This window comes from Desulfoplanes sp. (assembly GCF_054921335.1).
This window is the reverse complement of sequence record NZ_JBUDSQ010000032.1, coordinates 18572-31206: the sequence shown is the minus strand read 5'-3', so window position 1 is coordinate 31206 and position 12635 is coordinate 18572. Positions and strand designations below refer to the sequence as shown.

Below are 12635 nucleotides of genomic sequence, written 5' to 3'. Positions count from 1 at the left end.
GACAGTATGGATTACGGGACAGTATGGATTACGGGACAGTATGGATTACGGGACAGGATAAAAGTTGATAATTATCAAACGTAGAAGCGGCGAGACATTTAAAATTGTATTGTAACTATTCAGCACCATAACTCGGCATGAGGCAGTGGCTTTTCCCGGGAACGCCGAGCGTCTGCTCGGCCTTTCGGACAATGCCTAGTGGTATATCGTCATCGTTGATCCGACGGTACCATTCTCCCTGTTTTCTGCCGGTTTGTACACGCATTGCCGAGCAGACGCTCGGCGTTCCCGGAAGGGACAAAACAGTATCGAATTACGGGACAGGATAAAAGTTGAAAAATTTCGACGGCTGGGGCAAGATCATTGCCTCCCCCCCCCTCTCGACAATCGTCTCTTGCCTTGCACTTTTACACCCTGAGGTTCCAGATGCCCAGAATAGCTCGGTTTGTTCGCTCGGACACTCCTACCGTCTACCACATCATTTCCAGAACCGCTTTGGATGGGTTTCCACTGGAAAACCCCGAGAAGGACTACCTGCTGGGTCTCATCCGGAGGTTGAGTCGGTTCTATTTTGTGGATGTGCTGGGATTTTGCATCATGTCGAACCACTTCCATTTGGTCACCCGCATGTACACGGAGGACCACTTTTCGGATGATCAGGTCCGGGAACGGTTGGAAAAATGGTTTCCCGAAGGTCGGGAGATAAGCGATCAGACCATCCCGAAATTCAGGGAACGCTGGTCCTCACTGGCCAAATTCGTCAAGGATATCAAACAGGTATTCACGCGCTACTACAACAAGCGGCATGGTAGAAAGGGGTATTTCTGGGGGGATCGATTCAAATCCCTGATCGTCCAGAACGGTCGTTCTCTGATCAACCTGTTGGCGTATGTGGATTTGAATCCGGTTCGTGCGGGGATTGTGGAACAACCGGAGGCATATAGATGGTGCTCCATGGGCTACCATGTCCAGACGGCCAACAAGGACGGGTTGCTTTCCGTGGATTTCGGGATGAAGGAATGGGGAGAACGCGAACCATCCGAGATCATGCGCAAATACAGACAATTCGTTTATGAAACCGGTGCTGTGGACACGGGCAAGGGCAAGCCCATGGACGCGAAAATCGTGAAAAAGGAGAGAAAGAAGCATTTCGAACTCAAGCGGTTCGAACTCTTCTGCTACCGAACCAGATACTTCAGCGATGCCGGCATTTTGGGATCAAAGGAATTCGTACAGGAAGTTTTCGATCAGATCAAACATCTGCTCCAATCCAAGGATACACGCACATTCACCAGCCTGACCGGGGCACAAGGAGTCTATTCGATGAAAAGACTCCGAACAGATTGACATCGCCAAAATTCTGATCACGATGAAGTCCGGGCTCATACAAAGGGATAGAGGGCCAGGATAAAAGTTGAAAAATTATCAGCCATCAGCGTCGGGAATTCTTACGAGCACCTCTTTCTGCGCTGATGGCCACGTACGGGATTTAAAAATCATCTTGACAGAAACCCTATTCACTAGCACAATTGTACATGTGAAAATAATAGCAGATACAAATACGTTTTTGGCAGTTACCCTCCATGAACCGGAGAGAGACAGGATTATCAAATGTACTTTAGGCCACGATTTAATTGCCCCGGATATATTGCCTTTTGAGATTGGAAATGCGTTATCAGCAATGCTGAAAAGACGTAGACTTGAACCGGATGATTTGTTGTCTATCTGGGATGCTACACAACAAATACCGGTTGATTTACGCAGCGTTAACATCCGTGATGCACTTAAAATAGCATCTCAATATAATATTTACGCATATGACGCATATTTTTTAGTATGTGCCCTTTCTTTACATTGCCCATTGATAACTATTGATCGACGTATGATTGAAGTTGCTTATAATTTGGGCATTCACGTTATGGAGGTGGCCTGATGAAGGTCTATACATATTCAGAGGCTCGTCAAAAATTTTCAGCTGTTCTCGATTTTGCAAAAACAGAGGATGTTATTATTAAACGTAGAAACGGCGAGACATTTAAAATTGTATTTACCAAATCACCTAAATCACCATTTGACGTTCCAGGCATACAAACAAAAGCAACAACAACGGACATCCTTGATGCAATAGAAGAATCCCGTTCAAGGAATGCCGAACACTCAAATCAAGACTGACCCCCAAAAAACAGAAGAAGCACGGGTCATCATCGGTCATAACCAACATCAAATCCAGAAGGGCAGGCTCCCGTGTCTGCCCTAGTTTCACCCCAGCACCTACCCTTTTTGAGTCATTCGGCAAAAAAACGCATTGCGTTCACCATTCACCATGCATTATTCCCCACGAGCATCCTCGTGATCTGTCTCGACCTTATGCACCGAACAGGAGGGAGGATACAACCAGCCTGTCATGGTCAAGCGATTCGTTGCATAGCAAACATTTCTTTTTAATTCAATATCTAATATTATTAGTATAAATCATATGGAGGAGAGCAATGAGCACTGGATGGAAAATCTGCGCATTGTACGCATTAGGATACGCAATTATTGCATCTATTGCATCACTTTTGATTGACGATATCAGTTCGTTATCAGTGATACTTGTTGGTTTTGCCCTCCTTGCATTCGTAACCGGTTTTGCATCAAAAAAAATCTATATGGATCCCGCTCAGCGGCTTCTTCAGTGGGGGAACAAAATCGCCCGGGGAGATCTCGATGCACTCCATGGCCTTGATGCCGGAGCGGTTTGCGGTCTGGCCGGAACCGTGGATGCCATCGTTACGGAACTCCGCCACCAGAAGGGATACCTGCAGGGTGTCCTGCGCGGTCTGCCCATCCCATGCGCAACAGTGGATACAGAGCAACACATCACCTTTCTTAACCGAGAATGTCTAACAATGATGGCCCTTGATCAGGATCCTCGGGAATATTACGGGCGCCGGATTTCCCAGATTTTTTACAAGGACGACAGAGACGCTGTCATCAAGACCTGTATGGAAACCGGCCGGAAACGGAACAACATCGATGCCGTTTTCAAGGCCCATGACGGCCGTGATGTCCCTGTTTTGATCAACATGTGTCCCCTGCGTGATCTTGATGGAAAGATTGTCGGCGGGATGTGTCTCTATCTCGACATGACCGAGATGCGTACTCGTGAGGCCCAGGTTCGGGAGAAAAGCGAACAGGTGAGCGAGACAGCCCTCAAGGCCCATGAAATTTTCGAACGGCTGACCGGTGCAACAGAGGAACTTTCGCAGGCTGTTTCCAGTGCCCGGAAGGGGTCGGTTGAACAACGGGACCGAACAACGGAGACCGCAACCGCCATGGAAGAGATGAATGCCACGGTGGGCGAAGTTGCCGCGCATGCCCATGCCGCAGCCGAATCTGCAGATACGGCAAAAGAAGAGGCCCGTAAGGGTTCCACAACGGTCAGCGAAGTCGTTGCATCCATCAACGAGGTCCAATCCAACGCCCAAACCCTTAAAACGTCCATGGTCGGCCTTGGTGGTCAGGCTGAAAATATCGGTAAAGTTCTCGACGTCATCGAGGATATTGCCGATCAAACCAATCTTCTGGCACTCAATGCCGCCATTGAAGCGGCCCGAGCAGGCGACGCCGGACGGGGATTTGCCGTGGTGGCCGATGAAGTGCGCAAGCTGGCGGAAAAAACCATGCAGGCCACCAAGGAGGTGGGAACAGCCATCCTTGCCATCCAAAGCAGCGCCAACAACAACGTCTCGGCAACCGAAAAGGCCGTGGAATCAGTGGCCCAAAGCACGGAGCGTGCCTCGGAATCCGGCAGCGCGCTGGAACGGATCGTTTTGGAATGCGAGCAGACCGCAAGCCAGGTCCAGAGCATTGCAACCGCCGCAGAAGAACAATCTGCAGCCAGCGAACAGATCAACCGATCCACATTGGAGGTGAGTGAAATAGCCGAGAATGTGGATACGACCATGGAACACGCGTCACGATCGTTGCAGGAACTGACTGACCTTGCCTCCAGCCTGAGGGGACTGATCGATTCCATGCAGAAAGACTAACCCACCCCCTCCTTCCGAGGCCGGCTCCGCCCGCAACCCAATAAAAGCCCAAACGCCCGCCCGCAAAGTCGCTCGAGCAACAGAGAACCAGAGAACGACACAGAAAAAGACATTCTGCGACTATCCAGGTGCATTTCCCAAGGATCAAAATTGCAACCGCAAGAAATTTGAGAGAGTTAAGAAATTACAGGCGGTTAGCATGTAGGGCTCCCGGGCCGGACCCGCCTATGGGCGCAGGCGTATCGCCCCCGTCCCTCGGAACCACCTTTTTACAACCTGCTGTAAAGAATGAATATACTCTACTACGACTGTTTCGCCGGGATCAGCGGCGACATGCATCTCGCCGCCATGATCGATCTGGGCGTCGGCCCCGATTACCTCCGGACCGAACTGAACAAACTCGGCATCAGCGACGAGTTTAAACTGGCCGTTACCAGGGAAGAAAGGAACGGCATCATGGGCACGCGTGTTGACGTGTGCCTGCGCCCTGCAAACGGTTCCCATGGCCACCATCACGACCATGGATCCCATGATCACCAGGATCGGCCCGCCCATCATGACTACGGGCACGGCCCGGATCAGCCCCATGCCCCCCCCCACCGCACCTTTGCCGATATCCGCGGCATCATTATGGCCTCCACCCTGAGCGATCCGGTCAAGGAAACCAGCCTGGCCATCTTTTCCCGGGTGGCTGAGGCTGAGGCAAAGGTCCACGGCAAACCGGTGGACCGGGTCCATTTCCACGAGGTGGGTGCCACAGACTCCATCGTGGATATCGTGGGCGCCGCCATCTGTCTGGAGTATCTGGGGGTGGACGCGGTCTGGGCCTCACCCGTGGAGCTGGGGGGCGGTCAGGTTCGCTGCGCCCATGGCATCATTCCCGTGCCGGCGCCGGCCACGGTGGCCATCCTCGAGGGGATTCCCACGACGCGGGGAGGCACGGACCACGAGGCCACGACCCCAACGGGCGCGGCCATCCTCGCCGCCCGGGTGGACAGATTCATCACGACCCCAGCCCTGACGGTGACCAAATCCGGTTACGGCATCGGCCACCGCAGGGCCGAGCTCCCCAATCTTCTGCGGATACACCTGGCCCGTGTAGAGCCCGCATGCGGGGACGGCACCGCATCCGCCCGGCTGCTCCAATGCAATATCGACGACATGACCGGGGAACAGCTCGGCCATGTTTTGGACCTGCTCATGGAAAAGGGTGCCATGGACGTGCATTTCACTCCCATCATCATGAAAAAGAATCGTCCAGCCACCCAGATCTCTCTCCTGTGCGGCGAGGCGGAAGCGTCCCGTTTCAAAGAAATGCTTTTTTGCAACACCACGACCCTGGGCATAAAGAGCATCGCCGTGGAAAAGACCTCGCTGGAGCGTCGGTTCCGCAAAATCGAGACCCCGTACGGCCCGGTGCATATCAAGGAGGCCCTTTTAAACGGCGAGGTGGTACACGCCAAGCCCGAATACGAAGAGTGCCGGGAGATTGCCCGGCGGACCGGGATCCCCCTGACAAAGATATATACCCTTGTGGCCCGGCAGGAATAGGTCATGCTCACCCCCGTACACAACGATCGATACGCCCGACTGCTGAAAGCATTGCGCGCCATGGAGCGGGTGCTGGTGGCGTTTTCCGGCGGGGCGGACAGTACGCTGCTCCTCCATGCCGCCCATGAAGCGTTGGGGGACAGCGTCCTGGCCCTTACCTGCGCCACGCCCTATACTCCGGCCGACGAGATCAAGGGTGCCGTTGTCACGGCCAAGAACCTCGGTGTATCCCACGGTATCGTGAACATGCCCATATTGGACGCACTGCGCAGCAACCCCTTGGACCGGTGTTACCTGTGCAAACGATTCCTTTTCGGCCGTCTGGTCCGGCGGGCTGAACAGGCCGGGATCGTCCACGTGGTGGATGGCAGCAATGCGGACGACCTGGACGATCACCGGCCGGGCCGCAGGGCGGTGCAGGAACTGGGTGTCGTCAGCCCACTCCTCGATGCCGGAATGGCCAAGGAAGATGTCCGCGATATTTCTCAATGGCACGGCCTTGCCACCTGGGATCTGCCCGCAGGAGCGTGTTTGCTCACCCGGCTTCCCCACGGCACCCGTGTCCGTGAAGCCGAGTTGGCCAGGATTGATCAAGGGGAGCGGATCCTGCGTTCTCTCGGATTCGCGACGGTCCGTTTGCGGAGCCACGGCGAAATCGCCCGCATCGAGGTCCCACATGACATGGTGGCCAGGATTGTCCAAGCGGACAGGCGGTTCGGCATCCACGCACGACTCCGGGAACTGGGCTACCGGCACGTAACCTTGGATCTGGCAGGATACCGCATGGGCAGCCTGAACCGGCCCGATATTAAATGTTTGGAGAACGACTGATGGATACTTCTTTGCGTGACTTGCTGCACGAAATCCGTGAAGGAAGGCTCGGTGTTGAGGAGGGGCTGGAGCGGCTGGGAGATCTCTCCTACATGGATCTGGGACACACCAAGTTCGATCTGCACCGGGGGCTCAGAAACGGTTTTCCGGAAATCGTGTACGGGGAGGGAAAGACTCCGGAACAGGTGGGCGATATCTTTGAACGGATGGGTGGGCAGACCAACATCCTGGCCACCCGCGTCCCACCGGATATGGCCGAGCATGTCCGTTCCCATTGCCCGGAGGCGGCATACAACGCCCTGGGGCGGACACTCACCCTGACAAGCAAACCTGTGGACCGCGGGCCGGGAAAAATCGTCATTATCACCGCCGGAACCTCGGACCTGCCCGTGGCCGAGGAGGCCCGGGAAACCTGCAAAATGCTCGGTTCCAGCGCACAGCTCATTTCCGACGTGGGCGTGGCCGGCATCCATCGCCTGCTGGACAAACTCGATACCATACGCACAGCCCGGGTGATCATCGTTATTGCGGGTATGGAGGGGGCCCTTGCCAGCGTTGTGGGCGGGCTCGTGTCCCAGCCCATTGTGGCGGTTCCCACGTCCGTGGGCTACGGAGCCTCTTTTTCCGGGCTGTCCGCCCTGCTCGGCATGCTCACCTCCTGCGCCAGTGGTGTGACCGTCGTGAACATCGACAACGGATTCGGGGCCGCGTGCGCGGCCTGCAGGATCAACAATCTGTAAATACCTACTGCGGATCGCCGGACAACTCCACCCCCCCCCCTGACGGGATGAGACCCCCATGCATCTTGCTTCTGCAAGGACGCCTGAAGACTCCCCAATCTGGACAAACCGGTCAGGATGCGGCTGGATCCAAGTCCACCAAACGCCCACCGGCTTGCAAGTATCCCCACCACCCTCCGTCACCCAATCATACGGCTGCGCGGAAAGGTAGCGTTCAGAACGACGCCCGGTCGATATCCAGACCGACCAGTTCCAAAAGCTCTTCATCCCCCAGTTCCGTGAGGCGGATTTCTCCGCTGCCGGAAAGCAGCTCGGTCGCGAGTTTCTCCTTGCTCGCTATGAGCTCGTCGATCTTTTCCTCGATGGTCCCCGAGGTCACGAATTTGTGGACCAGGACATTTTTGGTCTGGCCGATGCGGAAGCTGCGGTCTGTGGCCTGATTTTCCACGGCCGGATTCCACCAGCGGTCAAAGTGGACCACGTGACAGGCTGCGGTGAGGTTGAGTCCTGTTCCCCCGGCCTTGATGGACAGGATGAAAAAGGGGGGACCGTCTTCCTTTTGGAATTGTTCCACCAGATGTTTTCGCTTTTTGACCGCGGTTCCTCCGTGCAGAACCAGGCCGCTCCGGCCGAAAATGCCTTCCAGGTGGTCATGCAGGGCCGGGATGATCTCCTTGAACTGGGTGAAGACCAGCATTTTCTCCTGCCGCTCGGCCAGCTCCAGCCCTATTTCCCTGAGACGGGCAAATTTTCCGCTGTATTTCGGGTCATAGTCCCCATCTCCCACAAACTGGGCCGGGTGATTGCAGATCTGTTTGAGGCGCATCATGCTCTGCAAAACCAGCCCCCGGCGATCCATGGCCTCCATCTCCTGACTCAAGGCCTTTTTCATCCCCTCCACCACCTGCCGATAGAGTTTGATCTGCTTTTTACTCAAGGCGCAATAGCGGATGGTCTCGGTTTTTTCGGGCAGATCGGCGATAATGGATGTGTCCGTCTTCAACCGGCGCAGAATATACGGGCTGATCAGCTTGCGCAGGGGGGCATAGCTTCCGGCCTTTTCGTGCATGGTTTTGGCGAATGATTTGAATTTCGACGCCGTGCCCAAGAGACCGGGATTCAAAAAGTCGAACAGGGACCAGAGGTCGCTCAAGTGGTTCTCCACCGGGGTTCCGGTGAGGGCGATACGGGCATGGGCCGGGATGCGGCGAACCCCCTTGCTCTGCTTGGTGGCATGGTTCTTTATGGCCTGGGACTCATCCAGAATCACCAGCTGCCAATCCTGCTCCTTGAGCCAGTCCATACGGCTGACCAGCGCGTACGTGGTGACGACCAGGTCATAATCTTGCAAAAGCTCCTGGGGATTTTTGGCCACACGTTCCAGATCCCTTTTCGGGGTTTGTGAGGGATGGGCAAAAAACAGCCTGAGCCCAGGGGTGAACCTTTCCGCCTCCGACCGCCAGTTACCAAGCAGAGAGGCCGGAATGATGAGCAGAGAACGGCGACTGTTCTGTCCGGCCAGATAATTAAGCAGGGTCAGCACCTGCAAGGTCTTGCCCAGCCCCATGTCATCAGCCAGACATCCTCCCAGTCCCAGCGAGCTGACAACGTGCAGCCAGTTCACCCCCTGCTGCTGATAGGGACGCAAGGTGGCCTGTACTCCCCGGGTCAGTTCGGGATCATCCGGATCGTCTGGATACCTGAGTCCACGCAAAATGCGTTTCAGTCCTTTTCCCGCATGAACCTGAACCCAGTCTTCGGCCTCCTCTTCCTGGGTGTGTACTGCGGATAAATCCGTCTCGGTTCCCGCCAGAAGGCGCATGCCTTCAATAAAGGATATGCCCCCGTCCTGGGCGGTCTTTTCCAGGTTTTTCCAGTGATCCAGGGCCTGATTGAGTTTGTCCCGGTCGACTTCGACCCATTTGCCCTTGAAAAGGACCAGGTTGTCATCCTGGGCCAGAAGTTCTTGCAACGCCTCTCCACTCAGCTGTTCCCCTTCGAGGGTGAGACTGACCCTGAAGTCCAGCAGGGTCTCCATACCCAGAATGGACTTCTGCGTTTCTCCGACGGTGGCGCTCACCTTGGGGCGCGGTCTTTTCTGCCACCAGTCCGGAACGCGGACCATGAGCCCGCTGTCCTCGAGCTGGGGAATGGCACGGAGCAGGGTATAGGCTCTTCCCGGTGTCCAGGCCATGGGCCGGTAGATCTCGCCGTTTTCCACCATGGTCTGGACCCAATCGCAGTGGGAGGCAGCCTTGTAGATGGGACCGAGCAGTTTGATCAGGGCCTGTTTGTTCCCGGCTCCGGCGTACATTTCCAGGGCCTTGCGCAACGGCAGATGACGGGCCTGGCCATCAACGCCCAGCGAGGTGCTGAAGCTCGCCATAAAGGCAAAGGGGCGCGTGTCATCGTTTTTGTTTTCAGCCAGATGGAACGTGACCCGTCCGACCATGTTCCAGTCTGGGGCATAGTTCTGTAGAAAGAGCTGAATCCCTCCATTGGAAGCGATGTGCTCTTCCACCCACCCGGCTAAAGCGTGCCAGACCGCCAGCAGAAGGTCAGCATTGAGATACTCCCCCCCGCGCATGGGAGGAGCGGTTTCCACCAAGGACTGCAACGTGGCTTCCGAAGGAGGTTCAATGTTCGGCTCGTGGACCTCCTGGGGTGTGTGACAGAGGTTGGTCAGAAAGATGGCGGCCAGATTGGACCAGAATTTCAGCTCGGGATAGGCAGACCATGCGTCCCGCTGGGCGGCCAGGGCAAAAAGCCCCTCGCACCAATTGCGGCTAAAGTCTCTGGCCAGGGAAACGAGGGCGTGATCCTCGGCCGGGTTCAGGCTGAGACGCCCTGAAGGGGATATGGTTATGATGGACATGGTGAAATTAAGGATTGTGAATTCAGGAAAGCTTAGAGAGTTGAGGGTTACGATATTTAAAAAACTTAATAGATCTCAGAGTGTTAAGAAATTACAAGGTTTTAAAAAACGAAGCACCGCTTCCCGGAAGCACGGGCGTACCGAGATCTCTGCCCCATGTCGGGACTAACATGCTGACTGAAAACCCCACAGTTGAGACAAGAAATGTCATATAACCAGGATGTTGAGCCGAGCTACTGCATTTTTTCAAACATCTCCTGCATGACCTGCAAAAAATCAGAGCGGAGATTGGTTTTCGCGCGTTTTGATTCCCAGCGGCGCACCGAGCCTTCGCAGGACCCTACCTTATCGGCAAATTCCTGAAAGGAAAGCCCCTGGGCCTGACGCAGCTTTCTGATCTGCGGACCTGTGGGACAAAAACGTTTGGGTTTGGCCGGTTTGGCCGGTTTGGCCGGTTTGGCCGCGGTGGTCCGGGTGGCCGGTTTGGAAGTTGGTTTGGAGGCTGGTTTGTTCTTGGCTGTTCCTGTGGTTGGATTGGTCGTGCCGGCTGCTGAACTCGTTTGGGTCCTGGCCTTTCTAGTTGTTGAACCCCTATTGACGTTCTTGCCACTGGCAGCTTTGGATGTCTGTTTTCTTGAAGCCTTGCTCGGCTTTTTCCCGGCAGGTTCCGTGACCTCGCCGGCTGCGGGCCCATTCAGCGCTTCCGCGTCCATCTCGATACCGAAGAGATCCCCCAGATCTTCATCGGCCAAAGTATCGCCCTGAGCTGCCTGTTGCGCGTCGAGCAGGTGCATGTCCCGGGCAATGAGTTCCTGGGCATCGACGTCTCGCAGCTCAAAGAGCAGCCCGGGATCGCAGTCCAGCCGGTTGCCCACCCCGTACAAGACAGCAGCCACATGTTTGCACATCACCGCCCAGTCCGGGCAGGAGCACTTGAACTCCATTTCTCCGGGCAGCGGAAACAGCCCGTTTGCCCTGTTGGCCACCACCTCCATGACCTCCTTGGAAATTTTGCCCTGTAACAGCTCCAGCATGGAACCGATCCGGCCCACGCAGTGTTGCTTGATGGAGTCCCACCTGGCTTTGGGCAGCCTCTTGATTCCGATCTTTATCTTGTACAATTCAGAGCCGCTGACTATGGCCGAAATCTTTCCCTTGTTGATTTCCAGATGGCAGACCGAGCCGTTGCGGGCATAGGTTCTCCCTCTGGGCAGACGGTTATCGTAATCGGAAAATGATTCCAGATGGTTGCACCATCCCTTCCCCCAGAAGGTGCGGGCAATGGTCCGTCCCTCGATTTCCACGGGACAGATCTTCTTGCCTTTTTTTTCCAGCTTGGCCATTTCCCGCTTGGCCTGCAGCCTTCTTTCAGCCACCGGCACATAGCGTGACCATCCCCAACCACTCATTGCTCTTCCTTGGTTGACGTTCAGATAATCAGGATACGTTCAGCAGGGTCCAATAATTACGAGGTGATTTCTTCGCCGTTGCCGGGTTGTTTGTCAAACCCGACGATGCTCGTTGACATCCGAGCTGGGGCTCGGCCTTCCCGGGGGATAATCCTCCTGTTGAGAACATGATCGGGGGACGGATCTTCAACCCCACAACCTTGTAAATCGTCCACGAAATGGACAAGTTGCAGAGTTATGACATCTCTAAAAGGGTAGGCACTTCACGCGCTCAAACCCCAGCATCCGGATGACTCAATCGCTCAAAGTCAATGAGGCGATCGGTAAAGATCATCGTGTGTCAGGATACGAAGAAGTCTGACAGGAGATGTCCAATCAGGAGAACCGCCGGGAAGAAGAGATTCCGGTTCAAAAGAGATACGGTATTTTCTGTCCACGCGGGCTGACCAGGCGGTGGGGTCGTTGACGATTCGCTCAATATGCAAGCCGGGATGGGTTGGATTGTCGCGCAGCAGGGCCATGGCTTTAGCCATTTTTTTGCGTAGGATGGGATTGTTGCGAATCTTCTCGAGATCTTTGACGATTTTTTTATTCGCTATCAGTTCCGGCATGGTCCATATCCTGTTCAAACCAATCGGGCAGAGAAGCGGTTTCCGATGAGCGGGCCTGTTCGAGCTTGTGCGCGCCGACAGCATTCACTCTGACTTTTCTATAGATTTCAACCGGATAAAGAGCGATATTCCCCCCGGGTTCCAGAACGATCTCAAAGGGAGTGCCGGGTTCGGCCCCCAATTCCTTGCGGATGGAGATGGGAAGACTGATGCTTCCACGCTTGTCCAAGGTCACCAACATGATGGTTTCTCCTGGCTAGAGATGTACGAGACGGATTGCACATAACGACAAAATGACATCTTGTCAAAAAATTCATCCTCCTGACTGCTGATTTCGAATCCCTGCGCGGCAAGAGTACGATACCCTGCCCTTCTCATTGTCCGAAATCTCGGACGACCTCCCGCATCTTTTTATCATATTTTCGCCTCTTCACCATAACTTATCGTAATAAAGAAATAATCGCGTCAAAAAGTTCATAGCACAATTCTTGCTTCGGAGGAATGTGCATGCCGGAGGTATCAAAGACAATCAGCATGTGGTAAAAGCGCACATCACCGAAGAGCTTTCGACAAAAAACCGGTCC

12 protein-coding genes are annotated in these 12635 nt (G+C 54.8%); 7 read left to right on the top strand and 5 right to left on the bottom strand.

What is annotated here, in order from left to right; genetic code table 11:
* Positions 1-115 precede the first annotated feature (115 nt).
* The gene (locus tag ACY692_RS08670; protein WP_462324958.1) at positions 116-265 is read right to left on the bottom strand and encodes a hypothetical protein; all 150 of its coding nucleotides are present in this window, start codon (positions 263-265) and stop codon (positions 116-118) included.
* A 161-nt stretch (positions 266-426) separates the two neighbouring features.
* On the opposite strand from ACY692_RS08670, the gene ACY692_RS08665 reads away from it, so the two are divergent.
* From ACY692_RS08665 to larB, 7 genes are all read left to right on the top strand, one after another.
* Positions 427-1347, top strand: coding sequence for a transposase (locus tag ACY692_RS08665; RefSeq protein WP_462324957.1), 921 nt, complete (start codon positions 427-429; stop codon positions 1345-1347).
* Between the two features lie 67 nt (positions 1348-1414).
* Entirely contained in the window at positions 1415-1933 is a 519-nt protein-coding gene (locus tag ACY692_RS08660) for a type II toxin-antitoxin system VapC family toxin (RefSeq protein WP_462324956.1), read from the top strand.
* A complete protein-coding gene (locus ACY692_RS08655) occupies positions 1933-2172 on the top strand; it encodes a type II toxin-antitoxin system Phd/YefM family antitoxin (protein ID WP_462324955.1) in 240 nt (79 codons plus the stop codon). Before ACY692_RS08660 ends, ACY692_RS08655 begins: the two co-directional genes overlap by 1 nt.
* Positions 2173-2651: 479 nt before the next feature.
* Positions 2652-4034 carry a methyl-accepting chemotaxis protein gene (locus tag ACY692_RS08650; RefSeq protein WP_462324954.1) on the top strand — a complete coding sequence of 461 codons (1383 nt, stop codon included), beginning with the start codon at positions 2652-2654 and terminating at the stop codon, positions 4032-4034.
* A 288-nt stretch (positions 4035-4322) separates the two neighbouring features.
* On the top strand, positions 4323-5585 hold the full coding sequence (gene larC, locus ACY692_RS08645) for a nickel pincer cofactor biosynthesis protein LarC (protein WP_462324953.1): 1263 nt from the start codon (positions 4323-4325) through the stop codon (positions 5583-5585).
* A 3-nt stretch (positions 5586-5588) separates the two neighbouring features.
* On the top strand, positions 5589-6416 hold the full coding sequence (larE, locus tag ACY692_RS08640; RefSeq protein ID WP_462324952.1) for an ATP-dependent sacrificial sulfur transferase LarE: 828 nt from the start codon (positions 5589-5591) through the stop codon (positions 6414-6416).
* Positions 6416-7156, top strand: coding sequence for a nickel pincer cofactor biosynthesis protein LarB (larB, locus tag ACY692_RS08635; RefSeq protein ID WP_462324951.1), 741 nt, complete (start codon positions 6416-6418; stop codon positions 7154-7156). The genes larE and larB overlap by 1 nt, the downstream gene beginning before the upstream one ends.
* 214 nt (positions 7157-7370) lie before the next feature.
* Here larB and ACY692_RS08630 read toward each other — a convergent pair whose 3' ends face one another.
* The 4 genes from ACY692_RS08630 to ACY692_RS08615 form a co-directional block, all read right to left on the bottom strand.
* Entirely contained in the window at positions 7371-10031 is a 2661-nt protein-coding gene (locus ACY692_RS08630; protein ID WP_462324950.1) for a DEAD/DEAH box helicase, read from the bottom strand.
* Between the two features lie 233 nt (positions 10032-10264).
* Positions 10265-11440: an SWIM zinc finger family protein gene (locus ACY692_RS08625; RefSeq protein WP_462324949.1), complete on the bottom strand. Its 1176-nt coding sequence runs from the start codon at positions 11438-11440 to the stop codon at positions 10265-10267.
* Between the two features lie 308 nt (positions 11441-11748).
* Positions 11749-12051, bottom strand: coding sequence for a hypothetical protein (locus tag ACY692_RS08620; RefSeq protein ID WP_462324948.1), 303 nt, complete (start codon positions 12049-12051; stop codon positions 11749-11751).
* Positions 12029-12292, bottom strand: a complete 264-nt coding sequence (locus tag ACY692_RS08615) for an AbrB/MazE/SpoVT family DNA-binding domain-containing protein (RefSeq protein ID WP_462324947.1) — start codon at positions 12290-12292, stop codon at positions 12029-12031. Before ACY692_RS08615 ends, ACY692_RS08620 begins: the two co-directional genes overlap by 23 nt.
* Positions 12293-12635: the final 343 nt, after the last annotated feature.